Origin of the sequence: Nocardioides sp. YIM 152315 (genome assembly GCF_029210375.1) — a bacterium.
Lineage (GTDB): Bacteria > Actinomycetota > Actinomycetes > Propionibacteriales > Nocardioidaceae > Nocardioides.
In genome coordinates this window covers 54,369-80,562 of sequence record NZ_JARGER010000012.1, presented here as the reverse complement: position 1 = coordinate 80,562, position 26,194 = coordinate 54,369, and the positions used below count along the sequence as shown (strand labels likewise).

The 26,194-nt window shown below is 72.6% G+C and carries 23 protein-coding genes and 1 tRNA gene; 13 read left to right on the top strand and 11 right to left on the bottom strand.

The window, feature by feature from the left end:
• Nucleotides 1-149: 149 nt before the first annotated feature.
• Entirely contained in the window at nucleotides 150-1,487 is a 1,338-nt protein-coding gene (locus PZ894_RS02615; protein WP_275742176.1) for a M20/M25/M40 family metallo-hydrolase, read from the bottom strand.
• A gap of 89 nt (nucleotides 1,488-1,576) precedes the next feature.
• On the opposite strand from PZ894_RS02615, the gene PZ894_RS02610 reads away from it, so the two are divergent.
• Nucleotides 1,577-1,662 (top strand) — tRNA-Leu (locus tag PZ894_RS02610).
• A gap of 299 nt (nucleotides 1,663-1,961) precedes the next feature.
• Nucleotides 1,962-3,746, top strand: a complete 1,785-nt coding sequence (locus PZ894_RS02605) for a CHAP domain-containing protein (RefSeq protein WP_275742174.1) — start codon at nucleotides 1,962-1,964, stop codon at nucleotides 3,744-3,746.
• A 338-nt stretch (nucleotides 3,747-4,084) separates the two neighbouring features.
• Here PZ894_RS02605 and PZ894_RS02600 read toward each other — a convergent pair whose 3' ends face one another.
• Both PZ894_RS02600 and fadD1 read right to left on the bottom strand, forming a co-directional pair.
• Complete coding sequence (locus tag PZ894_RS02600; protein WP_275742173.1) at nucleotides 4,085-5,569, bottom strand: LCP family protein; 1,485 nt, start codon at nucleotides 5,567-5,569, stop codon at nucleotides 4,085-4,087.
• Between the two features lie 95 nt (nucleotides 5,570-5,664).
• Nucleotides 5,665-7,254: a fatty-acid--CoA ligase FadD1 gene (gene fadD1 / locus PZ894_RS02595; RefSeq protein ID WP_275742171.1), complete on the bottom strand. Its 1,590-nt coding sequence runs from the start codon at nucleotides 7,252-7,254 to the stop codon at nucleotides 5,665-5,667.
• A 97-nt stretch (nucleotides 7,255-7,351) separates the two neighbouring features.
• On the opposite strand from fadD1, the gene PZ894_RS02590 reads away from it, so the two are divergent.
• The 6 genes from PZ894_RS02590 (at nucleotide 7,352) to PZ894_RS02565 (ending at nucleotide 12,632) form a co-directional block, all read left to right on the top strand.
• Nucleotides 7,352-8,563 (top strand): hypothetical protein, encoded by a 1,212-nt coding sequence (locus PZ894_RS02590; protein ID WP_275742170.1) that lies wholly within the window; start codon nucleotides 7,352-7,354, stop codon nucleotides 8,561-8,563.
• Between the two features lie 10 nt (nucleotides 8,564-8,573).
• The gene (locus PZ894_RS02585; protein WP_275742168.1) at nucleotides 8,574-9,185 is read left to right on the top strand and encodes a sulfite oxidase-like oxidoreductase; all 612 of its coding nucleotides are present in this window, start codon (nucleotides 8,574-8,576) and stop codon (nucleotides 9,183-9,185) included.
• Entirely contained in the window at nucleotides 9,182-9,880 is a 699-nt protein-coding gene (locus PZ894_RS02580) for an FAD-binding oxidoreductase (protein WP_275742166.1), read from the top strand. The genes PZ894_RS02585 and PZ894_RS02580 overlap by 4 nt, the downstream gene beginning before the upstream one ends.
• Nucleotides 9,881-9,915: 35 nt before the next feature.
• Entirely contained in the window at nucleotides 9,916-10,179 is a 264-nt protein-coding gene (locus PZ894_RS02575) for a GlsB/YeaQ/YmgE family stress response membrane protein (protein ID WP_275742164.1), read from the top strand.
• Between the two features lie 7 nt (nucleotides 10,180-10,186).
• Complete coding sequence (locus PZ894_RS02570; RefSeq protein ID WP_275742161.1) at nucleotides 10,187-10,780, top strand: LysR family substrate-binding domain-containing protein; 594 nt, start codon at nucleotides 10,187-10,189, stop codon at nucleotides 10,778-10,780.
• A 109-nt stretch (nucleotides 10,781-10,889) separates the two neighbouring features.
• Nucleotides 10,890-12,632, top strand: a complete 1,743-nt coding sequence (locus PZ894_RS02565; protein ID WP_275742160.1) for a BCCT family transporter — start codon at nucleotides 10,890-10,892, stop codon at nucleotides 12,630-12,632.
• Here PZ894_RS02565 and PZ894_RS02560 read toward each other — a convergent pair.
• Entirely contained in the window at nucleotides 12,595-14,031 is a 1,437-nt protein-coding gene (locus PZ894_RS02560; RefSeq protein ID WP_275742158.1) for a GuaB1 family IMP dehydrogenase-related protein, read from the bottom strand. The genes PZ894_RS02565 and PZ894_RS02560 overlap by 38 nt on opposite strands.
• A 42-nt stretch (nucleotides 14,032-14,073) precedes the next feature.
• Between PZ894_RS02560 and galK the strand changes: the two genes are divergently transcribed.
• Together galK and PZ894_RS02550 are read left to right on the top strand one after the other, a co-directional pair.
• Entirely contained in the window at nucleotides 14,074-15,255 is a 1,182-nt protein-coding gene (gene galK, locus PZ894_RS02555; RefSeq protein ID WP_275742156.1) for a galactokinase, read from the top strand.
• 109 nt (nucleotides 15,256-15,364) lie between these two features.
• Nucleotides 15,365-16,060: a histone H1-like repetitive region-containing protein gene (locus PZ894_RS02550; RefSeq protein WP_275742155.1), complete on the top strand. Its 696-nt coding sequence runs from the start codon at nucleotides 15,365-15,367 to the stop codon at nucleotides 16,058-16,060.
• A gap of 10 nt (nucleotides 16,061-16,070) precedes the next feature.
• Here PZ894_RS02550 and PZ894_RS02545 read toward each other — a convergent pair whose 3' ends face one another.
• Both PZ894_RS02545 and PZ894_RS02540 read right to left on the bottom strand, forming a co-directional pair.
• On the bottom strand, nucleotides 16,071-17,303 hold the full coding sequence (locus tag PZ894_RS02545; RefSeq protein ID WP_275742153.1) for an acyl-CoA dehydrogenase family protein: 1,233 nt from the start codon (nucleotides 17,301-17,303) through the stop codon (nucleotides 16,071-16,073).
• Nucleotides 17,303-18,679 (bottom strand): acyl-CoA dehydrogenase family protein, encoded by a 1,377-nt coding sequence (locus PZ894_RS02540; RefSeq protein ID WP_275742151.1) that lies wholly within the window; start codon nucleotides 18,677-18,679, stop codon nucleotides 17,303-17,305. The genes PZ894_RS02545 and PZ894_RS02540 overlap by 1 nt, the downstream gene beginning before the upstream one ends.
• Nucleotides 18,680-18,760: 81 nt before the next feature.
• Between PZ894_RS02540 and def the strand changes: the two genes are divergently transcribed.
• A complete protein-coding gene (gene def / locus PZ894_RS02535) occupies nucleotides 18,761-19,360 on the top strand; it encodes a peptide deformylase (protein ID WP_275742149.1) in 600 nt (199 codons plus the stop codon).
• Between the two features lie 16 nt (nucleotides 19,361-19,376).
• On the opposite strand, the gene PZ894_RS02530 is transcribed toward def, so the two are convergent.
• Together PZ894_RS02530 and cobA are read right to left on the bottom strand one after the other, a co-directional pair.
• Nucleotides 19,377-20,180 carry an RNA methyltransferase gene (locus PZ894_RS02530; protein WP_275742147.1) on the bottom strand — a complete coding sequence of 268 codons (804 nt, stop codon included), beginning with the start codon at nucleotides 20,178-20,180 and terminating at the stop codon, nucleotides 19,377-19,379.
• Complete coding sequence (gene cobA, locus PZ894_RS02525; RefSeq protein WP_275742145.1) at nucleotides 20,180-21,403, bottom strand: uroporphyrinogen-III C-methyltransferase; 1,224 nt, start codon at nucleotides 21,401-21,403, stop codon at nucleotides 20,180-20,182. The genes PZ894_RS02530 and cobA overlap by 1 nt, the downstream gene beginning before the upstream one ends.
• A gap of 95 nt (nucleotides 21,404-21,498) precedes the next feature.
• Between cobA and PZ894_RS02520 the strand changes: the two genes are divergently transcribed.
• Nucleotides 21,499-22,023 carry a YbhB/YbcL family Raf kinase inhibitor-like protein gene (locus PZ894_RS02520; protein ID WP_275742143.1) on the top strand — a complete coding sequence of 175 codons (525 nt, stop codon included), beginning with the start codon at nucleotides 21,499-21,501 and terminating at the stop codon, nucleotides 22,021-22,023.
• Nucleotides 22,024-22,054: 31 nt separating this feature from the next.
• On the opposite strand, the gene PZ894_RS02515 is transcribed toward PZ894_RS02520, so the two are convergent.
• The 3 genes from PZ894_RS02515 to PZ894_RS02505 all read right to left on the bottom strand — a co-directional run bounded on the left by PZ894_RS02515 (nucleotide 22,055) and on the right by PZ894_RS02505 (nucleotide 24,992).
• The gene (locus tag PZ894_RS02515; protein WP_275742141.1) at nucleotides 22,055-22,672 is read right to left on the bottom strand and encodes a CE1759 family FMN reductase; all 618 of its coding nucleotides are present in this window, start codon (nucleotides 22,670-22,672) and stop codon (nucleotides 22,055-22,057) included.
• Entirely contained in the window at nucleotides 22,669-23,814 is a 1,146-nt protein-coding gene (locus tag PZ894_RS02510; protein WP_275742139.1) for an LLM class flavin-dependent oxidoreductase, read from the bottom strand. The genes PZ894_RS02515 and PZ894_RS02510 overlap by 4 nt, the downstream gene beginning before the upstream one ends.
• Before the next feature lie 68 nt (nucleotides 23,815-23,882).
• A complete protein-coding gene (locus PZ894_RS02505) occupies nucleotides 23,883-24,992 on the bottom strand; it encodes a PP2C family protein-serine/threonine phosphatase (RefSeq protein ID WP_275742137.1) in 1,110 nt (369 codons plus the stop codon).
• A 164-nt stretch (nucleotides 24,993-25,156) separates the two neighbouring features.
• Between PZ894_RS02505 and PZ894_RS02500 the strand changes: the two genes are divergently transcribed.
• On the top strand, nucleotides 25,157-26,194 hold the full coding sequence (locus PZ894_RS02500) for a LacI family DNA-binding transcriptional regulator (RefSeq protein ID WP_275742136.1): 1,038 nt from the start codon (nucleotides 25,157-25,159) through the stop codon (nucleotides 26,192-26,194).

Genomic DNA, 26,194 nt, shown 5'->3' with positions numbered 1-26,194 from the left:
TTCACCAACGGTCTACGCACCCAGCGCACGCACCTCGCTGCGTTGGCGACGCTCGGTAGACAACCCGGTATGCCGTCGCGCCGCCGCCTTGCGAGGCAACGCACGCTGAGCACGGATACCCCCGACGTATCGACGGGCACGACCACCAGTCAGACCTCGTCGAGGAAGCGATCGAAGACCCGTGCCCCGAAGGTGAGCGCGTCGACCGGCACCCGCTCGTCGACCCCGTGGAAGAGGGCGGTGAAGTCGAGGTCGGCCGGCAGCCGCAGCGGTGCGAACCCGTAGGAGCGCATGCCGAGCTTGCGGAAGTGCTTGGCGTCCGTGCCCCCGCTCATCAGGTACGGCGCGACGATCGCCTCGTCGTCCTCGGCCAGCAGGGAGCGGGTCATCGCGTCCACGAGGTCGCCGTCGTACGGCGTCTCCCAGGGCGGCTGGTTGCTCACGTAGTCGATGTCGATCCCGTCGCCCACGAGCTCGGCGATGGTCGCGAAGAACTCGTCCTCGTAGCCGGGCAGGAAGCGGCCGTCGACGTGCGCGGTGGCCTCGGAGGGGACGACGTTGACCTTGTAGCCCGCGCCGAGCATGGTCGGGTTGGCGGTGTTGCGGATGACGGCCCCCAGCATCCGGACCGCGCCGCCGAACTCCTCCACGAGCGCCTCGGCGTTGTCGGGCGTGGCCTCGGTCCCGGCGAGCTCGCCGACGGCTCCGAGCAGCGTCCGCATGGCGGGTGTGAGCCGGACCGGCCACTCGTGGGCACCGATCCGGGCGACGGCGGCGGACAGCGCGGTCACGGCGTTGTCGCCGTTGATCATCGAGCCATGGCCGGCGCGGCCGCGCGCGGTGAGCCGCATCCACGCCATGCCCTTCTCGGCGGCCTCGACGAGGTAGACGCGGCGCCCGCGGACGGTGGCGCTGAAGCCGCCGACCTCGCCGACCGCCTCCGCGCACCCCTCGAGCTCGTCGGCGTGCTTCTCGACGAGCACCTCGGCGCCGAGGTGCCCGCCCGCCTCCTCGTCGGCGGTGAAGCACAGCGTGATCGGCCGGTCCGGGATCCTGCCGGTGCGCTGCCGGTCGCGGACCACCGAGAGCAGGATCGCGTCGAAGTCCTTCATGTCGACGGCTCCGCGCCCCCACAGGTAGCCGTCCCGGATCTCACCCGAGAAGGGGTCCACTGCCCAGTCCTCGGCGGCGGCCGGCACGACGTCGAGGTGGCCGTGCAGCAGCAGTCCGTCGCGGTCGCTCGTGGTCTCACCCCACTGGGCCACGACCGACGTGCGGCCGGGCTCGGACTCGTAGAGGCGCGCCTCGATCCCGACCTCGTCGAGCAGAGCGGCGACGTGCTCCGCGGCCTTCCGCTCCCCCGGGCCGTCGCCGGTGGCGCCGTAGTTGGTGGTGTCGATCCGGATCAGGTCGCGGCACAGGTCGACGACCTCCGCGGCGGGGTCGGAGGACGGGGCCGGGGGCGGCTGCGCGGGTCCGTCGGTCATGGGCCCAGCATGTCACCGGTGGCAGTGGAAGCCACCCCGATCCCGATGCGGAACTTCGCTCCCGCCTTTGCTACTGTTCCACCGCACTCGTCCGGGTGGCGGAATTGGCAGACGCGCTAGCTTGAGGTGCTAGTGCCCGTATTAGGGCGTGGGGGTTCAAGTCCCCCCTCGGACACGCTTCTCCGAACCCCGCTTCGCACTGCGCGAAGCGGGGTTCTGCGTTTCCCGAGAACGCTGAGCGGGTCCCACATCGGCCCGGCGCCGGCCTGCAGGAATCGCGATCCGCGGCCGATGTCTCCTCCGACGCAACGGACCGCCGCGCCCCGCCCGCCGCACGGGCTGCTGCGCCGTGCTCGAGGGCCCCGGACGAACAACTCACACGTTTGTAATTTAACCCTCGCATTCGGGCGTGTCGCTTGACAAATTCCTTCACAAGTTCCCCACAAGCGCACTTTTGTCCCTAGACTCCCACCCGTGTCACACCGGAACCGCCTACGCGCACCACTGATCGCCGCCCTGCTGGCCGCGGTGATCAGCGGCCTCCCGGCGTACGCACCGGCCGCCTCGGCGGACCGCGGCAAGGACGCCGGGCCCGGGGCGAGCGACCGGCACGACCGGCGCGACGGGCAGGACGGGGCCGGCGGCAACACGAAGGCCGCGCTGCTCGAGCGCGAGCTCGCGGCCGCGGCCGACGGGCTCACCCGCTCTCGCGTGCGGTTCAAGAAGAGCGCGTACCTGTGCTACGGCTACCAGAACTGCGCCGATGCCGGCATGGGCAACGCCGGCTACGCGCAGGCGAACAAGAAGATGTACTGGCGCATGTACGCCGGACACAACTGCACCAACTACGCCGCCTACCGGATGGTGCAGAACGGCATGCCGAACGCGCGGCCGTGGTCCGGCGGTGGCAACGCGACGTACTGGGGCACCTCGGTCCCCGGACTCACCGACGGCAACCCGAGCGCCGGCGCCGTGGCCTGGTGGAAGGCCAACCAGGGCCCGGCCGGGTCGGCGGGCCACGTGGCGTACGTCGAGCAGGTCGTGTCGGCCGACGAGATCATCATCTCCCAGGACAGCTGGCGCGGGGACTTCTCATGGGCCCGCGTGACGCGGTCGAGCGGCAACTGGCCCAGCGGCTTCATCCACTTCACCGACCTCACCGTGCAGAACACCGCGGCCCCCGTCATCACCGGCGACCTGCGGGTGGGCACCCGCCTCACGGCATCGGCGGGCGGCTGGACGCCGGCCGCCGCCGCGGTGCGATACCAGTGGTTCGCGGACGGCCGGGCGATCAAGAAGGGCAAGAACGCGACGCTCGCGCTCGGCCGACGCCGCGTCGGCCAGGTGATCAGCGTGCAGGCCACGGCGAGCCGCAGCGGCTACAACGACCAGACCGCGTCGTCCGCCCCGACGGCGCCCGTCCGGCCCGGACTGCTCGGCAACACGGTGGCGCCGACGATCCGCGGGACCGCGAAGGTGCGGGGCACCCTCCGCCTCGGTACCGGCTCCTGGTCTCCGGTGCCCTCGGCCTACGCCTACACGTGGTACGCCGACGGCCAGCCGATCCCCGGCGCCACCGGAACCAGCCTGGCGCTCACCCCCGATCTCGCCGGCCGCACGATCGACGCGACGGTGACCGCGGGCCGCGCCGGGTTCTCCAACGCGGTCGCGCCGACCGCCACGATCGGTCCGATCGCCCCGGGCACCATCCGCGTGCGCAAGCAGCCGACGATCTCCGGCGCGGCCCGACCGGGCCGGACCCTGACCGTCGCCACGGGCAGCTACCGCCCCCGCGACGCGTCGACCGCCGTGCAGTGGCTGCGTGACGGCCAGCCGATCGCCGGGGCGACCGCCGCGACCTACACCCTCGCCGCGGGCGACCTCGGCTCCCGGATCTCCGCCAGCGTGACCGCGAGCCGGGCCGGCTACGCCGCCACCAGCCTCACCACGACCCCCACCGTGCGGGTGAAGGTCCTCCCCCGGATCAAGGTGCAGCGCGTCCAGCTGCGCCACGGCGTCCGCCTCGTGATCCACGTCGTCGCCCGCCACGTGCCGGTGGTGCAGGGCAAGGTCGCCGTTCGGGTCAAGGGCGGGTTCCGCGAGAAGGTCGCGCTCAACAAGCGTGGCGTGGCGCGGGTCGTGGTGACCGGGCTGAAGCAGGGCAGGCACCCTGCGCGGGTCGGCTTCACCGGGAGCGGCACGGTCTCGAAGTCGGTGCGCAAGGCCGCCATCCGGATGCCGGCGCCCAAGCGGCACTGAGTCCGCGCCTCCGGCTCCGGCCCTCGAGCGTGGGTCTGGGGCCCCTCGTGCCGCGGCTTCATCACGGGATGAAGGCGGATCCGCGCCTCCCTGGCCGAGTTCGGCAGGGAAACCGCGGGTTGATCGACATCCCCTGATGGAACGCGCAACCCGGGCCCGGGGGCGGAGTTTCATCAAGGGATGAAGGCGGACCCGCGCCTCCCTGGCCGAGTTCGGCAGGGGAACCGCGGGTTGATCCACATCCCTTGATGAAACCGCGGGGCGAGCGTGGGGGGGCGGGCGTGGGCGGCGGGCGGGCGCGTCGGGGGCGGGACCGCGGTGAGTTCACCGCAGGCGTGTCAGCCCTCGGGGTGGTAGCCGCACGCGTCGGAGGTCTTGACCGCCTTGCCCGGGTCGTCCTTCTCGCCGCCCTTGCCCTTGGGGCCGAGCGCCTTGTCGACCACCGACCGCATCCACTCGAAGTCGGGGTCGGCGGAGTAGAACCTCTCGGAGGAGACGAAGGCGATCGAGCGCATCTTCTTCTCCTTCACCTTCAGCGCCAGGTCGACGAACGCCGGCATCAGGTCGCGCGGCACGTCGGTGCGCAGGATCTCCTTGCCGGCCTTCGCGAGGTCCTGGTAGCGGCGCAGCACGTTGAGCGGATCGGCGGCGTCGACGATCGCGCTGACCATGCAGCGCTGGCGGAGCATGCGCTCGTAGTCGTCGGAGCCCCAGCGGCCGCGGGAGTACCACAGGGCGTGGAAGCCGTTGAGGTGCTGGTCGGGCCCCGGCTCGAGGTAGCCGGTCGGGGGGATGCCGGCGTCGGTGTTGCCGTTGATCGCGATCGGCTCGTTGATGTTGACCGTCACGCCGCCGATGGCGTCGACGAGCTGCTGGAAGCCGAGCAGGTTGATGAGGACGTAGTAGTCGACGTGGGTGCCCAGGCTGCCGGCGACGGCCTCCTTGATGGCGTCCGCACCCTCGTTCTCCGACTTGCCGAGGACCTTCGGGTAGAGCGCCGGCACCTGTCCGTAGATCGCGTTGAGCATCCAGCTCCCGGGGTCGCCCTCACCCCGGAAGCCGTCCGGGAACACGTCGTGCAGCGGGCTGTCCTCGGGGAACTGGGCGTTCATCATGTTGCGCGGCAGGCTGAACATCACCGCCTTGCCCTTGTGGGTGTCCATGCTGAGCAGGATCACCGAGTCGGTGCGGATGCCGGTCCGCCCGACTCCCCCGTCGCCGCCGAGCAGCAGCACGTTCACCCGGTCGCGGCCGCCCCACGGGTCGGCCTTGGTGACGTCATTCGGCGCCGTCGCCGTCTTCTCGTTGTCGAAGACGGTCGCGACCAGGTCCGCCTGGCTGTCGGCGATCCGCACGGCCTGCACCGCCGGGATGGCGCCGAGCACGCACAGGAGGCTCACGACCAGCACGCCGAGCGCCTTCTCCACGCGCGCCATGCCCAACGGCCGCACCATGAGGTACGTCGTGGCCACGACGAAGACCCACGCGGCGAGCACGGCGCCCAGCGCGAACCGTGCCACCCGCAGCCGGGTCGGGTCGAAGGCGAGGTCGACGGCGCGGGAGAGGTCGCCCACGTAGTAGGCCGCGGCGGCCAGCCCGACCAGGAACGGCACCAGCACGACGTAGCCGAGCCGACGCCGTGACCACAGGTAGCCGGCACCCGGGAGCACCGCGCCGAGCAGGGTGACGCCGAGGGCGCCGGCCAGGGTCCGGGTGCGCCGGAACCGGCGCGCTTTCGCGGCCCGGTGCCGACCCGCTCCCCCGCTCGTCCGGGCGCCCCCCGGGTGGTCTGCGGGCGCAGGCGGACCGACGGTCAACGTCATGCGCACCCTCCCGCCCGGAATTTCCCGGAGAGCACGGTACCAATGCACGAGCCGGTTGACGGGAATCCCGACGCCCCCGGTGCGGCTCGGCAGGCTCAGGCGGGGACGGACTCCTGCGCGGCGTACGTCGTGCCGCGCGGCTCGCGCACCCAGAGCATGCCGTTGCCGGCGGTCGCGCCCTGCGCCGCGAGCTCGCGCTTGAGCACCTTGTTGGTGGCGGTGCTCGGGAGATCCGGGGCGATGCGGACGTACCGCGGCCACGCCTTCGCCGACAGGTCCGGCTGCGCGGCCAGGAAGGCCTCGAGGTCCGCCGGCGTCAGCGTGGCGGCGTCGCGGAGCACGACAGCGGCCATCACCTGGTCGCCGACGCTCTCGTCGGGGACGGCGTACACCGCGACCCGGTTGACGGCCCCGAGCCGCTGCAGGACCCGTTCGATCGGGGCGGCCGCGAGGTTCTCGCCGTCGACGCGCATCCAGTCCGCGGTGCGGCCGGCGAGGTAGATCCACCCCTCGGCGTCGCGATAGGCGAGATCGCCCGACCAGTACATGCCGTGCCGCATCCGCTCGTCGTTGGCCGCCGGGTCGTTGTAGTAGCCGCTGAAGTAGCCGCCGCCGGTCGTGTTGACGAGCTCGCCCACGGCCGCGTCCGCGTTGACGAGCCTGCCGTCGCCGTCGAACTCCGCGACCGCGCGCTCGGTCACGGTCTCCGGGTCGTAGATCGCGACGCCCTCGAAGCCCTTGCCGATCGACCCCGGCGGCGTCCCGGGCTCGCGGGTGATGATGACGGCGAGCTCGGTGGACCCGAACCCGTCCCATACGGCACAGCCGAAGCGGCGGCCGAACTCGTCGATGTCGCGGTCGCTGGCCTCGTTGCCGAAGGCGACCCGCAGGGTGTTGTCCGCGTCGTCGGGCTGCTCCGGCGTGGCGAGCACGTAGGCGAGCGGCTTGCCGACGTAGTTCATGTACGTCACGCCGTGCTGCCGCACGTCGGTGAGGAATCGGGACGCGCTGAACCTCGCCGGCACGATCGTCGCGCCCGCGCAGACCGCCGGGCTCCAGCCTGCGACCACCGCGTTGGAGTGGAAGAGCGGCATGGCGACGTAGCAGACGTCGTCGGGGCCGAGCTCGAAGCGGCCCTGCAGGTTGAGCCCCGAGAAGAGCACCATCAGGTGGTTGACCTGGACGGCCTTCGGGTCGCCGCTGGTGCCGGAGGTGAAGATCATCATGAACGTGTCCATGGCCTCGACCTCGCGGTACGGCGCGAGCGGCCCGGCCGCGGCGAGGAGGTCGGCCCACTCCTGCGACGAGGTGTCGAGGACGCGTACGCCGTCGAGGTCGAGCCCGTCGAGGAGCGGCCGGTGCTCGGCATCGGTGACCAGCAGCTGGCACTCGGCGCGGCGCACGTCCTGGAGCAGGCCGTAGCCCCGACGGGTGTCGTTGATGCCGCAGAGGGTGTAGCCGCCCAGGGCGGCGGCCGCCATCGCGCGGAGCATGTCCGGGGTGTTGCCCAGCAGCGTGCCCACGTGCATCGGTCGGGCCCGGTCGGCGACGCCGAGCAGCGCGGCCGCGACGGCCGACGACTCCGCGACGTGCTCACGCCAGGTCGAGCTCTCCGCGCCCCACCGGATCGCGATGCCGTCGTCGTCGGCCCGCTCCCGCAGGAGCTGCTGGATCGTCTCGGACATGCCCTCTCCCCTCCCGGCTTGACGCGTGTCAAACTAGGCGACCGGGGGCTAGTCTGCAACACGTTCTAGTGACCGCGATCACCCTCCGGGAGGCCTGATGCCGAGTCGGTACGCCAGCCTCAGCCGGCCCGACCTGGCCACGCTCGTCCCCGAGCTGCTGCTCATCGGGCAGCTCATCGACCGCTCCGGGATGGCGTGGTGCATCGCGGCGTGGGGCCGGGAGGAGATGGCGCAGGTCGCCATCGAGGAGTGGGCGGGCTCGAGCCCCGTCTACACGCGGCGGATGCAGCGCGCGCTGCGCTACGAGGGCACCGACGTCGTCACGATCTTCAAGGGCCTCCAGCTGGACATCGGTGCGCCGCCGCAGTTCATGGACTTCCGCTACGACGTGCAGGACCCGTGGCACGGGACCTTCCACCTCGACCACTGCGGCGCCCTGATGGACGTCGAGCCCATGGGCGTGAGCTACGTCCGGTCGATGTGTCACGACATCGAGGACCCGACGTTCGACGCCACCGCCGTGGCCACCAACCCGAAGGCGCAGGTCCGGCCGGTCCACCGGCCGCCTCGGACACCGGCCGACCGGCACCCGCACTGCGCATGGACGGTCACCATCGACGAGTCGCACCCGGAGGTCACCCCGCTCCCGCCGTACCACGTGATCGCGAGGACCCGGGCCGCCGGCCTCGAGCTCGACCCGATCGACCCCGCCGACGAGGGGGCGGCCGACTACTCCGGGCCCCTCGTGTCCGACGTCGACTTCGCCGCGTTCTCGCACTCCGCGCTCGTCCGCATCGCCGACGAGGTGTGCCTGCAGATGCACCTGCTGAACCTGTCGTTCGTGCACGCCGTGCGGCGGCGCGCGACCGACGACGAGCAGGCGCTCGAGATCGCGACCAGGCAGCTGGTGGGCGTCGCCGGCATCGCCGCCGAGCGGATCGCCCGTGCGCTGCGCACCGACGACCCGATGCGGGTGCTGGAGCTGCACCCGCTGCTCAACCCGGCGGCGTACGTCGACGCGACCGTCGAGGGCACGACCCTGACCGTGCGGCCGTCGCCGGCCTGGGAGGACGCGGCGTGGATCGCGCTGTGCGGTCCGGCGCGGGTCCGGCCGTTGCAGGCGCTGCTGCGCGCGGTCGACCCGCACCTCGACGTCGAGGTCGAGGGGTCGCCCTGGAGGTGGACCGCGTCCGTCGTGCGCCGCGACGAGCCGGCACCTGAGGCCGACGAGGTCTCGGTGACCCGCCTCAGCACGGGCTCGTCCTTCGCCTTCGAGTCGCGCAGGTCGCTGCCGATCACCCCTGTGTGAGACTTTCCCCGTGCCCGTGACCCGTGGCTTCTTCGGCAAGAGGCGACCCGAGCGACCGGACCGGCTGCCACCCGGCCAGTACGACACCGGCAGCTCCTGGCCGACGCTGACCGCCGAGGCCACGCCGCAGCTCGACGTCGAGACCTGGACGATGACCGTCGACGGGTTGGTCGGTCGGCCGTCCAGCTGGTCCTGGCGCGAGATGCACGCGCTCCCGGAGTCGACGTACTTCGGGGACATCCACTGCGTGACGACCTGGTCGAAGTTCGACATGACGTTCCGCGGGGTCAGCGTCGACACCCTCCTCGAGATCGCGATGCCGCTGCCCGAGGCGCGGTTCGTGATGGCGCACTCGACGACCGGCTACACGACCAACCTGCCGCTCGAGGACGTCACCGGCGGCCGCGCGTGGGTCGTCTGGGAGGTCGACGGCCGGCCGCTCCCCCGGGGCCACGGCGGGCCGGTGCGGCTGCTGGTGCCGCACCTCTACTTCTGGAAGTCGGCGAAGTGGGTCACCCGGCTCGAGCTGATGGAGCGCGACCGCCCGGGGTTCTGGGAGCAGAACGGCTACCACGACCGCGGCGACCCCTGGCTCGAGCAGCGCTACCAGGGCGACCCGTGACCGACGCCCCCGCCGGAGGCTGGACGACCGGCACGATCATCGGGCTCGACCACCCCACGGACCGCCTCGTCCGGCTGCGTCTCCACGTCGAGGACCGGGTCGACCACCTCCCGGGCCAGCACTACGTCGTCCGCCTGCGGGCGCCCGACGACTACACCGCCCAGCGCTCCTACTCGGTCGCGTCCGACCCCGACGACCCGCTCCTGGAGCTGATGGTGGAGTGCCTCCCGGGCGGCGAGGTCTCGGGGCACCTGCACGACGTCGCCGAGGTGGGAGACGTGCTGGAGCTGCGCGGGCCGATCGGCGGCTGGTTCGTGTGGAAGGGGGACGTCCCCTCGGTGGCGATCGGCGGTGGATCCGGGGTCGTGCCGCTCGTCGCGATGGCGCGCCTCGCCCACCGCCTGGGCCTGCGCGACCGGCTCCGGATCGTCGCCCTCGCGCGCACCTGGGACGAGCTGCCGTACGCCGCCGAGCTGCAGCGCTACGGCGCCTTCATCGCCCTCACCCGCGAGAACCTCGGCGGCAGGGTCGCCGCGCCGCCCTACCACGACGAGCTCGCGCCGTACGTCGACGGCGCGGAGCGCGCCTACGTGTGCGGGTCGGTCGGCTTCGCGTCGTACGCGACGCGGCTGCTCGAGGAGACCGGGATGCGGACCGACGCGATCCGGGTCGAGCAGTTCGGTGAAACCGGGTGAGGGGCCGCGCGCGTCACCGCCCCTAGGATCGCCTCATGCTCATCATCGGTCTCATCCTGTTCGGCATGCTGATCGGCGCCGGTGCGCAGCTCGTCCTCGGCCGCGAGGGCGGGAGCGTCGACTGGACCATGGCGATCGTGGCCGGCCTGGTCGGCTCGTTCGTCGGCGGCCTGCTCATCAGCCTGCTCGCGGGCGACGGCATCGAGCTGCGGGCGAGCGGCATCATCGGCTCCCTCGTCGGCGCGCTCATCGTGACCGCGCTGTGGCGCTGGCTCGCGGGCCGCTCGAAGGCGGCGTGAGCACCGGTTGAGCGAGGCGTTCGGGCACTTCCGCGTCGGCTTCGTCACCGGCGCGACGCCGGACAAGTGGGCGCGCACGTGGCGGTCGCGCTACGCCCGCGACCCGCTGGAGCTCGTGCCGGTCGACGAGGCGGAGCAGGAGGCCCGGATCCGCGAGGGCACGCTCGACATGGCCCTGGTGCGGCTCCCGGTGGACCGCGAGGGACTGCACTGCATTCCGCTCTACGACGAGCTGCCGGTCGCCGTGATGGGCACCGAGCACCTGCTGACCCTCGCCGACGACGTGACGCTCGCCGACCTCGCCGACGAGCAGCTGGTGCTCCCCCACCGGTCCGGCTGGACCCCGGCCGCGCAGCAGCTCGCCTGGCCGCCGATGTCGGTCAAGGACGCCGTCGAGGTGGTCGCCTCCGGCACGGGCGTCGTGATCGTCCCGATGTCGGTCGCCCGGCTGCACCACCGCAAGGACGCGACCTACCGCGTCGTGACCGATCTGCCGCCCACCACGATCGGGCTCGCCTGGCTCGTCGACAACGACGATCCGTGGGTGCAGCGCTTCATCGGGATCGTGCGCGGCCGGACGGAGCGCAGCTCCCGCGGGTGACGCACACCGCGATGTTTGTCCCTCGATGTTCACCCGCGATGTTTTGTCCCGCGCGGCGGTCGGGTAGGGGTCCTTGGTGACTATCAAGCAGGATCGACCGTCCAAGCGCATGGCCGACGCCGTGAAGTCCCCTGCGGCGGACGTCGTCCCCCACCCGGCCCTGGACCAGCCGGTCGAGGAGGCAACGCCCGCGCGGCCGGGCCTCGACTGGCTCGTGTTCGGGGTCACCGCCGCGATCGCGGTCGCCTTCCTGATCTGGGGCTTCGTCAACACCAGCGGGCTCGCGGACGCCTCCAGCACCGCACTCACCTGGGTGATGGACGACATGGGCTGGCTGTTCGTCACCACGGCCAGCGCCTTCGTGGTGTTCGTGATCTGGCTCGCCGCCAGCAAGTTCGGCAACATCCCCCTGGGTCGCGACGACGAGGAGCCCGAGTTCCGGACCGTCTCGTGGATCGCCATGATGTTCAGCGCCGGGATGGGCATCGGCCTGATGTTCTACGGCGTCAGCGAGCCGATCAGCCACTTCGTGACCCCGCCGCCCGGCACCGGTGAGCCCGGCAACCCCGAGTCCGTCCAGAACGCCATGGCCACCACGCTCTTCCACTGGACCCTGCACCCGTGGGCGATCTACGCGGTCGTCGGCCTGGCGATCGCCTACGGCGTCTACCGCAAGGGGCGCCTGCAGCTCGTCTCGGCCGCGTTCGAGCCGCTGCTCGGCGACCGCGTCAACGGCGGGTGGGGCAAGGTCATCGACATGCTGGCGATCTTCGCCACGCTCTTCGGCTCGGCCGCGTCGCTGGGCCTCGGCGCGCTCCAGATCAGCAGCGGACTGGAGATCGTCGGCGGGATCGGCGAGGTCGGCAACGGCGTCCTCGTCGGCATCATCGCCGTGCTCACCGTCGCGTTCATCCTCTCGGCGGTCTCGGGCGTCGCGAAGGGCATCCAGTGGCTGTCGAACATCAACATGGTGCTCGCGATCGCGCTGGCGGTCTTCCTGTTCGTCGTCGGACCGACGGTGTTCATGCTCAACCTGGTCCCGACCTCGCTCGGCAGCTACATCGGTGACCTGCCGATGATGGCGGCCCGCACCGGCGCCGAGGGTGGCGACACCAACGCCTGGCTCGGCAGCTGGACCGTCTTCTACTGGGCGTGGTGGATCTCGTGGACGCCGTTCGTCGGCATGTTCATCGCGCGCATCTCGCGCGGCCGCACGGTGCGCCAGTTCGTGACCGGTGTGCTGCTGGTGCCGAGCCTGGTCAGCCTGGTCTGGTTCTGCGTCTTCGGCGGCGCCGCGATCGACCTGCAGGAAGCGGGCACCGACATCGCCGGGGCCGGCGGCGGCGCCGTGGAGTCGCAGCTGTTCACGACGCTCGAGTCGTTCCCCCTCTCCACCCTCACCAGCATCGTCGTGATGGTCCTGGTCGGCATCTTCTTCGTCTCCGGCGCCGACGCCGCCTCGATCGTCATGGGCACCCTGTCGGAGCGCGGGACCCAGCACCCGACCCGGCCCACGGTCATCTTCTGGGGTGTCGCGACCGGCGCGGTCGCCGCGGTGATGCTGCTCGTCGGCGGTGACGACGCCCTCACGGGCCTGCAGAACATCACGATCGTCGCCGCATTGCCGTTCGTACTGGTGATGATCGGCCTGGCCGTGGCGCTGGTGAAGGATCTCCGCTCCGACCCGCTGGTGGTCCGGCGCACCTATGCCAGGGAGGCCGTCGAGCAGGCCGTGGTCACCGGCGTCACCGCGCACGGCGACGACTTCGTGATCGCCGTGGACAAGGATCCGGAGAACTCGGCGGACTGGTCGGTCAGCTCCAGCTCGTCGCAAGAGGACGACCCTCGGTGAAGCCCGCGGTGCTCTGGACGCCGACGACCGCCCGCTCGTGGAGCTCCGCGAGCGAGGCGGCGCCGGCGTAGGTGCAAGCGGAGCGCACGCCGGAGCAGATCTGGTCCACGAGGTCCTCGACGCCCGGGCGGGCGGGGTCGAGGTACATCCGCGACGAGGAGATGCCCTCCTCGTAGAGCCCCTTGCGCGCGCGGTCGTACGCCGACTCGCCGGCCGTGCGGGTGGCGACGGCGCGGGCCGAGGCCATGCCGAAGGAGACCTTGAACGCCCGGCCGTCGGCGTCGTGCATGAGGTCGCCGGGCGACTCGTGGGTGCTGGCGAACCAGGAGCCCACCATCACCGAGGACGCCCCCGCCGCCAGGGCGAGTGCGACGTCGCGCGGGTGGCGGACGCCGCCGTCCGCCCAGACGTGCCGGCCGAGGTCGTGGGCCGCGGCGGCACACTCGAGGACCGCCGAGAACTGTGGGCGTCCGACGCCGGTCATCATCCGCGTCGTGCACATGGCGCCCGGCCCGACGCCGACCTTGACGATGTCGGCTCCGGCCTCGATCAGGGCGCGGGTGCCGTCGGCGGCGACCACGTTGCCGGCTACCACGGGCACCTGCGGGTCCAGCGCACGCACGGCGCGCAGGGTCTCGAGCATCCGGTCCTGGTGGCCGTGGGCGGTGTCGACGACGAGGCAGTCGACACCCGCGTCGAGCAGCTCCCGGGCCTTGGGCGCGGCGTCACCGCTCACGCCGACGGCCGCGGCGACCCGCAGCCCCCCGGTGGCGTCGACGGCCGGCGTGTAAAGGGTGGCACGCAGCGCGCCGGTGCGGGTCAGGACGCCGGCGAGCGTCCCGTCGGCCTCGACGGCGACCGCGAGGTCGGCGTGCGCGGCGTCGAGGGCGTCGAAGGCGACCCGTGGGTCGGCGTCGGCCCGGAGCCGGACCTCGACCGGGCGCATCACCTGTCCGACCTGGGCGAAGCGATCGACCTCGCTGCACTCGGCCTCGGTGACGATTCCGACCGGCGTGCGGTCGTCGACGACCGCCGCGCGGTGCGCGCGCTTCGGGATCAGGGCGAGCGCCTCGGCGACCGTCTGGTGCGGCGCGAGCTCGATCGGCGTGTCGAAGACGAGATGACGGGACTTCACCTGGGCGACGACGTCGGCGACGACCCCGGTCGGGATGTCCTGCGGGATGACCGCGATGCCTCCGCGGCGGGCGATCGTCTCGGCCATCCGCTTGCCGGAGATCGCGGTCATGTTCGCCACGACGAGCGGCACGGTCGCGCCGGTGCCGTCGGCGGTGGACAGGTCGACGTCGTAGCGGCTGGCGACCGCGGAGTGCCGCGGGACCATGAACACGTCGTCGTAGGTCAGGTCGTGCGCCGGAGGCGCCCCATCGAGGAACTGCACGTCGGACGAGTCTAGGGCGTGGCTGCTCTCTAGGGTGTGGGCATGCCGTACGTGGAACCGGGTGACACCTCCGAGCTGGCCGCCGCGGTCCGCAAGCAGTTCGAGCAGGCGTACGACGACTCGCCGGCCGTCGTCGCCCGTGCGCCGGGGCGGGTCAACCTGATCGGCGAGCACACCGACTACAACCGGGGCCTGGTGCTGCCGGTCGCGCTCCCCCACGCGACGTACGCCGCGGTGGCGCCCCGCTCCGACGGGGTCGTCCGGATCGCGAGTGGCGACTCCGGCTCGCCGTTCACCGGCACGATCGACGCGCTCGGCCCCGGACGGGTGGAGGGCTGGGCGACGTACGTCGGCGGCGTGCTGTGGGCCCTGCGCGAGGACGGGATCGACGTCCCCGGTGTCGACGTGCTCGTGCACGGAACCGTGCCCCTCGGCGCGGGCCTCTCGAGCTCGGCCGCCCTGGAGTGCTCGGTGGCGCTCGCCGCCTGTGCGGTTGCCGGCGTGGCGGACTCGCCGACGCTGCGCCAGCGTCTGGTCGCAGCCTGCATCCGGGCCGAGACCGAGGTGGCGGGAGCGCCGACGGGCGGGATGGACCAGACCGTGTCGTTGCTGGCGTCCGCGGGGCACGCGCTGCTGATCGACTTCGACGCTGGGGGCGACGCGACCGTGGACGTCTCGCTGCCGTTGTCGGCGGGAGGCCTGGCGCTGCTCGTGACCGACACGCGGGTGCAGCACGCGCTCGTCGACGGCGGGTACGCCGCGCGGCGGGCCGACTGCGAGGCCGCGGCAGCCGCGCTGGGCGTGGCGTCGCTGCGGCAGGCGCGCCGGTCCGACCTGGCGACCCTGGACGACGAGCGGGTGCGACGGCGGGCGACCCACGTCGTGACCGAGATCGAGCGGGTGTCGGCGACCGTCTCGGCCCTCGGCGGGTCGGAGTGGGACGAGGTCGGCCGGCTCTTCGCGGCCTCGCACGCCTCGATGCGGGACGACTTCGAGATCTCGTGCCCCGAGCTGGACCTCGCGGTCTCGACGGCGGTCTCGGCGGGCGCCACGGGCGCGCGGATGACCGGTGGCGGGTTCGGTGGCTCCTCGGTCGCACTCGTGCCGGTCGCACGGGTCGACGCCGTCGCGAACGCGATCGACACGGCCTTCGCCGGTGCCGGCTTCCGGGCGCCCCAGCACCTCCTCGCCGAGCCGTCCGGCGCGGCCGCGGTGGTCGGCTGAGCGTCGCGCGGGCCCGCGTGGTGACCGATCCGGGCGGATCGGGTACCGGCGGCGTGCTTGAATCCCCAGCAGGACATAACCGCACCAGTGCCGATCGCAGGAGGTCCGCGTGCACCGAGAACCGTTCGAGAAGCTCCAGGAGACCATCGCGGCAGCGGTGCGCGGCGCGGCCGCCGATCCGGCCGGGGCCGCCGGGAAGGCTGCCGGACAGGTCCGAGGGCTCCTCTCCGTGGGACTGACGGTCGTGGGCCAGGTCGCCGAGGCGGTCGCGGAGCGCCTCGGTCAGCAGCCGTCTCCTCCCCCGTCGGCGCCCCGTCGTCCGGCGGTCGGCCCGGAGGACGACGCGGCGACCCCGGCCGACGTGGCCAGGGTGGTCGAGATGAAGCCGAAGCCGCGTCCGCCGGCCAAGAAGGCGCCCGTCAAGAAGGCGCCCGTCAAGAAGGCACCGGTCAAGAAGGCGCCCGTCAAGAAGGCGCCCGTCAAGACGGCGCCCGCCAAGAAGGCGACCCCAAGCGGCAGGCTGCCCACGAAGAAGGCGCCGGCGAAGAAGGCGCCGGCGAAGAAGGCGTCCGCCAAGAAGGCGCCGGCCAAGAAGGCCACCCCGACCGCGGCCGAGGTCGTCGAGGAGACGTCGGTCACCACCCCGGTCGGCACGACCGGTGCCGACGTCGCCAGCAACCCGAGCACGACCGACACCGACCTGCAGCAGTCCGGCACCGAGCCGCTGATGGATCCGGCCACCACCAAGGGCGTCGCGAGCGAGGCCGAGAGGGGCGCGCGGGCAGCCGACCCCGAGAAGGGGTGACGACCACCCCCTACTTCAGCTCCGCGCTGGTCAGGCCCAGCACGCGGCGGGCGACGATCAGCTGCTGGATCTGCTGGGTGCCCTCGAAGATGTCCAGGATCTTGGAGTCACGGGCCCACTTCTCGAGCAGCTCCCCCTCGCTGTAGCCGACGGACCCGGCGAGCTCGACGCACGACAGCGTGATGTCGGAGCCGACCCGACCGGCCTTGGCCTTCGCCATCGACGCCTCCAGCGAGTTGGGCCGGCGGTTGTCGGCCATCCAGGCGGCCTGGAGCATGAGGAGGTACGCCGCCTCCCAGTCGGCCTCCATCTGGAGGAGCCTCGCGGCTGCCGCCGACTGCGTGATCGCCGGCCGGTCGTAGTCGACCTCCACGCCCGCCTGCGCGAGCAGCTCTCGGGTCAGGTCGAGCGCGGCGCGCGCGCAGCCGACGGCCATCGACGCGACCAGCGGGCGGGTGTTGTCGAAGGTCGCCATCGCGCCCGCGAAGCCCTGCTTGACGTCGATCCCGGGCGAGCCGAGGAGGTTCTCCGCCGGCACGCGGCAGTCCTCGAACCGGATGGTGGCGGTGTCGGAGGCCTTGATGCCGAGCTTGCGCTCCAGGCGCTCGACCGTCATGCCCGGGGTGCCCTTCGGCACCACGAACGACTTGATCGCCGCCCGCCCGAGCTCCCTGTCGAGCGTCGCCCACACGACGACGGCGTCGGCGCGGTCCCCGGACGTCACGAAGATCTTCTCGCCGTTGATCACGTAGCCGTCGCCGTCCCGCACGGCGGTCGTCCGGATGTTGGCCGAGTCGGACCCCGTGCCGGGCTCGGTGATCGCCATCGACGCCCACAGCCCGTCGAACCGCTCGTGCTGCTCCTCGTTCGCCACCGAGGCGATCGCGGAGTTGCCGAGGCCCTGGCGCGGCATCGACAGCAGCAGCCCGACGTCGCCCCAGCACATCTCGGCGATCGACATCACGGAGGCGAGGTTGGCGCCGTTCTTCACAGCGCCGTTCTTCACTGCGCCGTCGTCGATCGCCCCGTCGTCGCACTTCACGCCGGCCGCACCGGCCCCCTCGCTCGCGCCGGACTCCGAGAGCCCGTCGATCATCGCGGCGAGCATGTCGAGCTCCTTGGGGTACTCGTGCTCCGCGTTGTCGTACTTGCGCGAGATCGGCCGCAGCACGTTCATCGCGACCTGGTGGGCCTGCCCGACGAGCGGCTTGAACTTCCGGGGGTTGTCCAAAGAGATGGCCATCAGACCAGCACCCCGCCCTCCATGACGCCGATGGCCCGCAGGTCGCGGTACCACCGTTCGACCGGGTGCTCCTTGACGAATCCGTGCCCGCCGAGCAGCTGCACCCCGTCGAGCCCGATCTGCATGCCCCTGTCGGCGCACAGCCTGCGCGCCAGCGCGACCTCGCGGGCGACGTCCTTGCCGGCGGCCGCGCGGGAGGCGGCCTTCCAGGTCAGCAGCCGCATCGCCTGGAGCTCGATCGCCATGTTCGCGACCATGAACGCGACGGACTGGCGATGCGCGATCGGCTCGCCGAAGGCCTCGCGCTCCTTGACGTACGGCGTCACGTAGTCGAGCACGGCCTGGCCGACGCCGACACCGAGCGCGCACCAGGCGAGGCGGGACAGCCGCACGCACTCCACGTACGCCTGGGCGGACGTCGTGCCGTCGGTGCCGCCGAGGACGGCGTCCGCGGGCACGGTCACCTCGCGCAGGTGCAGCTTGCACAGACCGGCGGCCCGGACTCCCATCGCGGGGTCGGCCTCGATCTCGAGCCCGGCGGTCCCGCCCTCGACGAGGAAGAGCACCGGCCGCTCGTCGAGGGTCGCGCCCACGACGAAGAGCTCCGCGTCCGCACCTCGTGGCACCGCCGACTTCACGCCCTCGAGCACGAAGCCGTCGGCGGTGCGGGTGGCGCTGGTCGACGGACGCAGTGCGTCGAAGAGGACGGTCGGCTCGGTCAGGGCGAGCGCGGCCACGGGCGCGTCGCCGCCGGCGAACGCCGGGAGGTAGGTCTGCTGCTGGGCGTCGGTCCCCCAGAGCCCGATCGCGGTCGCGACGGCGCCCGGGGCCAGGGACGCGACGGCCAGCCCGAGGTCGCCCTTCGCGAGCGCCTCGGCGACCAGCGCGCCGGCGACCGCCGAGCGCTCCTGCGCGACGCCGCCGAGCGACTCGGGCAGGCCGAGGATCGGCAGCCCGACCTCGAGACCGGCCTTCAGCACGTCGTCGGGCGCCGCGCAGGCGTCGTCGGCCCCGGCGGCGGCGGGCCGCAGCACGTCGGTGGCGAGCTCGGTGACGACGTCGACGAGCAGCTGCTCGTCCTCCGACGGCGTCAGGTCGAAGACCCCGGTGCGCGGGGCGTCGGCCGGCCGCGCACCGGGGGTGCCCTTCGTGCCGCTCCGGTCGAAGGCCCGACTGGCCCTGGCGATCGTGCGGAACCCGCCGCGTGTGGCGGTGAAGACCGCCTGCTCGGTCTGCTTGCGGATGCCGAGTCGATCGAGGACGTCGCTCTGCGCGAGCCGGGCGAGAGCGGCGACGGCGTACCCGATCGGGTCACGCGACTCGGTCGTCGCCAGCCCGTGCCGGCCGCCGGGCCTGAGGCTCTGCAACAGCGTCATGTCGTCAATGTAACTCCGAGTTACACTGGGCGCTACGGTGCGCGCCGTGGATCGGATCACACGCTGGCTACGCTCCTCCTCATGTCGACTGCTGCCCCCTCCGACGAGCCGCTCGCGCCGCACGGCCCACTGCCGGCCGGCGGCACCGTCCGCCCGATGACCCGGTGGGGGACGCCGGTCATGCACCGGCCACAGCAGCAGGTCACGACGTACGACGACGCGCTCCGCGCGCTCGCCGCCGACATGGTCGCCACCATGTACGCCGCGGACGGGGTCGGCCTGGCCGCCTGCCAGGTCGGCGAGGACGTGGCCATGTTCGTGTTCGACTGCCCCGACGACGACGGCCGGCGAACGGTCGGCGTCGTCTGCAACCCGGTGCTCACGCTGCCGGAGGGCAGGGACCGCCACCTCGACGAGGGCGACGAGGGCTGCCTGTCCCTGCCGGGCGCGTTCGTCGAGTGCGCCCGACCCGACTTCGCGACCGTGACCGGCTCCGGCCTCGACGGCGAGCCGGTGTCGTTCTCCGGCACGGGACTGCTCGCGCGGTGCCTCCAGCACGAGACCGACCACACGCAGGGCACCGTCTTCGGCGACCGGCTCCCGACCAAGCTGCGCAAGAAGCTCCAGAAGGCGCACGAGAAGGCAGCCGAGAGCTATCCCGCCGGGTGGCCGGCCTCCTGAACGCTGGTCCCGTGCCTCAGCGGCGCGCCGTCACGTAGCAGGCGACCGCGGTGGCGGCGGCGACGTTGAGCGAGTCGATGCCGGCGGCCATCGGGATGATCGCGCGCCGGTCGGCGGACTGCTCCCAGCGAGGCGAGAGGCCGTGCCCCTCCGAGCCGAGGACGAGGGCGACCTTGTCGAGACCGTCGACGGCGTCCTCGATCGGGACGGCGTCGGGCGCGAGGGTCAGGGCCACCGTGGTGAAGCCCTCGGCCGAGAGGGAGGGAAGCGCGTCCGGCCACGACGGCAGCCGGGTCCACGGCGTCGTGAAGACCGCGCCCATCGACACCTTGATCGAGCGGCGGTAGAGCGGGTCCGCGCAGCGGGGTGCGAGCAGCACGGCGTCGAAGCCGAGCGCGGCGCCCGAGCGGAAGATCGCGCCCACGTTGGTGTGGTCGACGATCTCCTCGAGCACCAGCACCGACCGTGCGCCCGCGAGGACCCGTGCGACCGGCGGCAGCGGCAGCCGCTCCAGCGACGCCAGCGCGCCGCGGTGCACGTGGAAGCCCGTCACGGACTCGATCAGTGCCTCGGGCATGACGTAGCAGGGCGCGTCCGACGCGCCGAGCTCGGGCGAGAGGCCGTCGAGCCACCGGGGCGCCATCAGGAACGACCGTGGGGTGAAGCCGGCCGCGACGGCGCGGCGTACGACCTTCTCGCCCTCGGCCAGGAAGAGTCCGTGCTCGGCCTCGACGTGCTTGCGCAGGGACACGTCCCGCAGGTCGCGGTAGTCGGCCAGCCGCGGATCGGCCGGGTCGGTGATCTCGACGAGGGTCGCCATCAGGCGAAGCGCTCGGGATGCGCGACTCGTACGACGTCGCCGACCACGATGATGGCCGGCGGCCGTACCTCCTGCGCCGCGAGCTCGTCGGCGAGCGTGCCGAGGGTGGCGAGCACGGTCCGCTCCCCCGGCATGGTGCCGTCGCAGACGACCGCGACCGGTGTCGAGGCCGCGCGGCCGCCGGCGATCAGGGCCGAGGCGATCGCGGGTGCGTTCTCGACGGCCATCATCAGCACGACCGTGCCCGACATCGAGGCGACCGCCGCCCAGTTCGTCAGGGACTCGGGGTGGCCGGGCGGCAGGTGGCCGGAGATCACCGTGAACTCGTGTGCGACTCCCCGGTGCGTGACCGGGATGCCTGCGACCGCGGGTACGGCGACGGGGCTGCTGAGACCGGGGACCACCGTGACCGGCACGCCCGCCTCGCGGCACGCGATGACCTCCTCGTAGCCGCGGCCGAAGACGAAGTTGTCGCCGCCCTTGAAGCGCACCACCCGCTTGCCGGCGAGCGCGCGCTCGACGATGACCCGGTTGATCTCCTCCTGCTGGGCGCTGCGGCCGCGCGGCAGCTTCGCCACGTCGACGAGCTCGACGTCGGCGGGCAGGTCGCCGAGCAGCTCGCGCGGCGCGAGCCGGTCGGCGACCACGACGTCGGCGTCCATCAGTGCCTTCCGCCCGGCGATGCTGATCAGCTCCGGGTCGCCCGGGCCGCCGCCGACGAGCACGACGCCCGGGCTCCGCTGCCGGTGCCGCTGCGTGGCGATAGCCCCGTCGCGCATCTCCTCGACGATCTCGTCGCGGATCCGCGCGGAGCGTTGCGGCTCGCGGTTGGAGAGCACGGCGACGGTCACGCCGTCGTGCCGGCCGGTGGCGGGGGTCCAGGCCGTCGCGCGGGTGCCGTCGTCGGAGCGCACGCAGAAGATCCGCCGCTCCTCGGCCGCCGACGAGACCGCCTCGTTGACATCGCGGTCGGCGGTCGCCGCGATGCAGTACCACGTGTCGTCGAGGTCGGCCGCCTCGAAGCCGCGGTCGTGCCACGTGACCTCGCCGGCCCCGGCCAGGCCCTCGATCGCCGGCGTGACCTCCGGCGAGACCACGTGCACGTCGGCCCCGGCGGCGATCAGCGCCGGCACCCGGCGCTGCGCGACGTGGCCGCCGCCCACGACGACCACGCGCCGGTCGGCGAGGCGGAGGCCGGAGGGGTACGTCGTGTTGTCGTCCACCGCGCCATCATCCCGTGTGCGGCCGACCGCCCCTGGGCACGGGTTCGGTCACCGGACTACGTTCGGACCGACAGCACCCTTGCGATAGGAGCACCATGAGCCTCGACCGCCCGGTCACTCCGAATCCGTACGACCTGCTCCCCGCCGTACCGTCCTTCACGGTCACGAGCACCGACGTCGCCGACGGCCAACCGCTCCAGGACGACCAGGTCGCCGCCGCGGGCAACACGTCTCCGCAGCTCTCCTGGGAGGCCCCCGAGGGGACCAGGAGCTTCACCGTCACCTGCTTCGACCCGGACGCGCCGACGCCGAGCGGCTTCTGGCACTGGGTGCTGGTCGACCTTCCCGCCGACGTGACGTCGCTGGACGCCGGTGCGGGCGCCGAGGGCGCCGCGCTGCCGGGCGCGGCGTTCATGTGCCGCAACGACGGCGGCTCGAAGGCGTTCATGGGCGCCGCGCCGCCGGAGGGTGACCAGGTGCACCGCTACTTCTTCGTCGTGCACGCCGTCAAGGAGGAGACCCTCGGCGTCGACTCCGACGCCTCCGCAGCCGTCGTCTCCTTCAACCTGGCCTTCAAGACCGCCGCCCGCGCGATCATCCACGGTACCTACCGCCACTGAGACGCCGACCCGCCCGAAAGTTTCGGGCGGGTCAGCGCTCGGAGGCCCGGCGGAGCAGCTCCTCGAACGGCGTGACGGCGGCGAGCTCGTCCTCGACCGTGCGACGCCTGCTCACCGCGCTGTCGACGCGGCTGACCTTGCCGACCAGGGCGGCCAGCTCGCCCGCGGCCCGGGTGACCCGCGCGTCGAGGTCGGGGCCCGCGAAGTCGTCGGTCGCGGCGAAGACGCCGGTCGGCACGACGACGGCGCGCAGGTAGGCGAACAGCGGACGCAGCGCGTGCTCGAGCACCAGCGAGTGTCGGGCGGTGCCGGCCGTCGCCGCGACCAGCACCGGCGTGCCGTCGAGCGCGCCGGCCTCCAGGACGTCGAAGAACGTCTTGAAGAGGCCCGAGTACGACGCGGAGAAGACCGGCGTCACGACGACCAGCCCGTCGGCCCCGGCGACCGCCGTCTCCGCCGCCGCCAGCTCCGGCGCCGGGAAGCCGGTCAGGAGCTGGTCGGTCAGCTGGTGGGCGAGGTCGCGCAGCTCGACGTGGGTGACCTCCACGTCCTCGAGTGCCTCGACCGTCGCGGCCGTGAGCCGGTCGGCGAGCAGCTTGGTCGAGGACGGGTTGGAGAGCCCGGCGGAGACCACGACCAGCGACGTCATGCCTGCACCTCCTCGAGGTCCGAGCGACCGGTCACGTCGTCGGCGGCGGCGTAGACCGTCGAGTCCTTCGCACCGCCCGCGGCCGCGACCAGCGACGCGTGGGTCGGGGCGTCCGGCACGTTCGCGGGGCGGCCCTCGGCCATGCCCGCCCGCAGGTCCGGGAGGATCTCGCCGAGCAGGTCGAGCTGCTCGAGCACGGTCTTCAGCGGCAGGCCGGCGTGGTCGACCAGGAAGAGCTGGCGCTGGTAGTGACCGACGTAGTCACGGAACCCCAGCGTCCGCTCGAGCACCTGCTGCGGCGAGCCGACGGTCAGCGGCGTGGCCTCGGTGAAGTCCTCGAGCGACGGGCCGTGCCCGTAGACCGGCGCGTTGTCGAAGTACGGCCGGAACTCGTCCACGGCGTCCTGGCTGTTCCTCCGCATGAAGAACTGGCCGCCCAGGCCGACGATCGCCTCGTCGTACGCACCGTGGCCGTAGTGCTCGAAGCGGCGACGGTAGAGGTCGACCATCTGCTGGGTGTGGCCGGCCGGCCAGAAGATGTGGTTGTGGAAGAAGCCGTCGCCGTAGTACGCCGCCTGCTCGGCGATCTCGGGGCTGCGGATCGAGCCGTGCCAGACGAACGGGGGCACCCCGTCGAGCGGCCGCGGCGTCGACGTGTAGCCCTGCAGCGGCGTGCGGAAGCGTCCCTCCCAGCTCACGACGTCCTCGCTCCAGAGTCGGCGCAGCAGCGCGTAGTTCTCGACGGCCAGGTTGATGCCCTGGCGGATGTCCTTGCCGAACCACGGGTAGACCGGGCCGGTGTTGCCGCGGCCCATCATCAGGTCGACGCGGCCGTCGGTGAGGTGCTGGATCTTCGCGTAGTCCTCCGCGATCAGCACCGGGTCGGTGGTCGTGATCAGCGTCGTCGCCGTGGAGAGGACGATCCGCTCGGTCCTGGCGCCGATGTAGGCGAGCGTCGCGGTCGGGTTCGACGCGATGAACGGCGGGTTGTGGTGCTCGCCGGTGGCGAACACGTCCAGGCCGATGTCCTCCGCCTTCTGCGCGATCTCGATGGTGGCCTTGATCCGCTCGTGCTCGGTCGGCGTCCGTCCGGTCGTGGGGTCCGCCGTCACGTCGCCGACGCTGAAGATGCCGAACTGCATGACCGCTCATCTCCTGGTGTTGGTGGTTGAATTCCGAACTATCCCGCTCAACCACGGGAGCGGTCAGGCTATTCCGCGTGCGTGCGGGAGAGGATCAGCACGGCACGGTCGTCGTCGCCGCGCGGGACCTGCCGCAGGATCCGCCGGGCGGCGTCCGCGAAGCCGGTGGCCACGGCGTCCCGCGCCGCGCGGCGCAGCCAGGCGATCCCGTCGTCGAGGGTCGTCGTGCGCGACTCCACGACGCCGTCGGTGCAGAAGAGGAGCGCGTCCCCGGGGCCGAGCACGCCGGTCGAGCTGTGCAGCTCGGGGCGGCGCGTCACCCCCAGGGCCGTGCCGCGGGAGTTGTCGACCTCCCACTCCCCGGTCCGGCGTGACCAGCGCAGCGCCGGCGGGTGGCCGGCGCTGGTGACCGCGTACGCGCCGGTGTCGAGGTCGACGATCACGTGCACCGCCGTGGCGAACGACTCGTCGGAGAACTGACGCAGCAGGAAGCCGTTGGCCGCCTCGAGCAGGGCGAGCGGCGGCAGCGCCCCGATCAGGCCACCCAGCGCGCCGGCGAACTGCAGCGCCTGGGTCGCGGCGTCGACGCCCTTGCCGCACACGTCGACCAGGATCATCTCGAGGTGCCGGCCGTCGTCGTCGAGGTCGGCCACCAGGAAGTCGCCGGCGTACCCGGCTCCGTGGGCGGCCAGCATCGCCGACGGGCACTCCCAGCCGGTCGGCAGCGGCGGCACCTTGCCCTGCGCCTGGAGTCGGTCGCGCAGGTCCGCCAGCATCGCCTCGCCGAGTCCACCGGGGAGGCCGCTGCGCCGTCGGCTCGACTGGAAGAGCAGCAGCAGGACGGCGAGGACCATCGTGACCGCCGCCGTGACCCGCGCGCCGGTCCACGGCGCCTCGACCACGGCCGCGGTGATGGCCGCCGCGAGGGTGCCGGCGCAGAGCACCAGCATGGGCACGAAGCGGAGCAGGACCGCGCCCAGGAGCAGCCACACGAAGTACGCCGTGAGCGGCATCAGGTCGTAGTCGGTCAGCGACACCGCCAGCGAGGCTCCGACTCCGACGAGCAGCACGCCCAGGGCCCAGGCCTGGCCCCGAGCGCTCCCCGAGCGCCATGCGGCGACCCCGTTCACGAGGCCCGCGTGCCTCCGCGACCGCTGGGTCGTCGGGGTGGCAGCCACCACGCGAACCTATCCGCACGGCCGCGGCCGCGGCCCGATCGACACAATTCGATCACGGGCGGTCCGGTGTCATGCACTCGCTTGCACCGATTCCGGCACGCGGCCGTCGGATTCTTGCAACGGAGTGCGGGCACTTGCGGCGCGGATCGACTATCGTCGGGCCGGTGACGAGACGTCTGGCCGAGGTGGCGGCGCGCGCGGGCGTGAGCGAGGCGACGGTGAGCCGGGTGCTCAACAGCAAGCCCGGTGTCTCCGACGCCACCCGCGAGACCGTCCTCACGGCGCTCGACGTCCTGGGGTACGAGCGTCCGACCAAGCTCCGCGGCGAGCGGGCCCGCCTCGTCGGCCTGGTCCTGCCCGAGCTGCAGAACCCGATCTTCCCCGCGCTGGCGGAGGTGGTCGGCTCCCTGCTCGCGCAGCACGGCCTGACGCCGGTGCTCTGCACGCAGATCAACGAGGCCGGTGCGGAGGCGGCGTACGTCGACATGCTCCTCGACCAGCAGCAGGTCGCGGGCATCATCTTCGCCGGCGGCCTCTACAGCCAGGCGGAGGCCGACCACGAGCACTACCGCCGGCTGGCCCGGCGCAGACTCCCCGTCGTGCTGCTCAACGCCGGGATCGACGACATCCCCTTCCCCCGCATCGTCTGCGACGACGCGAGCGCCGTGGAGCAGGCGCTGGAGCACCTCCGCTCGCTCGGACACGAGCGGATCGGCTTCGTGCTCGGGCCGCGCGACCACCAGCCGTCGGTCCGCAAGCTCGCGGCCGCCCACGCCGTGCTCGCCGCCGAGGGCGCCCCGCTCGCCGACGCGCTCGTCGTCCACACCCAGTTCTCCCTCCAGAGCGGCCAGGCCGGCGCCACGACGCTGATCGGTCGCGGCGCCACCGCGCTCGTCTGCGCCAGCGACCCGCTCGCGCTGGGTGCGATCAAGGCGGTCCGTCGCTCGGGACGCCGGGTGCCCGACGACGTCTCCGTGATCGGGTACGACGACTCGGCGTTCATGTCCGCGGTGGAGCCACCGCTGACCACCGTGCGGCAGCCGATCGAGGCGATGGGCCGCGCCGCCGTCACCGCCCTCCTGGCCCAGCTCCGTGGCGACGAGCCCGTCGCCGACGAGCTGCTCTTCGAGCCGGAGCTGGTGGTGCGACGCTCCACCCGGCCCGCAACGGCGGCGCCGTCGCTTGCAGGATCTGCAAGGTAA

Bases quoted from the DNA above. Each gene is read 5' to 3' on its own strand.
- PZ894_RS02520 (WP_275742143.1), top strand. From the start codon at position 21,499: ATGAGCCTCGACCGCCCGGTCACTCCGAATCCGTACGACCTGCTCCCC.
- PZ894_RS02600 (WP_275742173.1), bottom strand. From the start codon at position 5,569: ATGACGTTGACCGTCGGTCCGCCTGCGCCCGCAGACCACCCGGGGGGC.
- PZ894_RS02530 (WP_275742147.1), bottom strand. From the start codon at position 20,180: ATGGCGACCCTCGTCGAGATCACCGACCCGGCCGATCCGCGGCTGGCC.
- fadD1 (WP_275742171.1), bottom strand. From the start codon at position 7,254: ATGTCCGAGACGATCCAGCAGCTCCTGCGGGAGCGGGCCGACGACGAC.
- PZ894_RS02615 (WP_275742176.1), bottom strand. From the start codon at position 1,487: ATGACCGACGGACCCGCGCAGCCGCCCCCGGCCCCGTCCTCCGACCCC.
- PZ894_RS02590 (WP_275742170.1), top strand. From the start codon at position 7,352: ATGCCGAGTCGGTACGCCAGCCTCAGCCGGCCCGACCTGGCCACGCTC.
- PZ894_RS02510 (WP_275742139.1), bottom strand. From the start codon at position 23,814: ATGCAGTTCGGCATCTTCAGCGTCGGCGACGTGACGGCGGACCCCACG.
- PZ894_RS02545 (WP_275742153.1), bottom strand. From the start codon at position 17,303: ATGGCCATCTCTTTGGACAACCCCCGGAAGTTCAAGCCGCTCGTCGGG.
- PZ894_RS02565 (WP_275742160.1), top strand. From the start codon at position 10,890: ATGGCCGACGCCGTGAAGTCCCCTGCGGCGGACGTCGTCCCCCACCCG.
- PZ894_RS02540 (WP_275742151.1), bottom strand. From the start codon at position 18,679: ATGACGCTGTTGCAGAGCCTCAGGCCCGGCGGCCGGCACGGGCTGGCG.
- PZ894_RS02515 (WP_275742141.1), bottom strand. From the start codon at position 22,672: ATGACGTCGCTGGTCGTGGTCTCCGCCGGGCTCTCCAACCCGTCCTCG.
- galK (WP_275742156.1), top strand. From the start codon at position 14,074: ATGCCGTACGTGGAACCGGGTGACACCTCCGAGCTGGCCGCCGCGGTC.
- def (WP_275742149.1), top strand. From the start codon at position 18,761: ATGTCGACTGCTGCCCCCTCCGACGAGCCGCTCGCGCCGCACGGCCCA.
- PZ894_RS02575 (WP_275742164.1), top strand. From the start codon at position 9,916: ATGCTCATCATCGGTCTCATCCTGTTCGGCATGCTGATCGGCGCCGGT.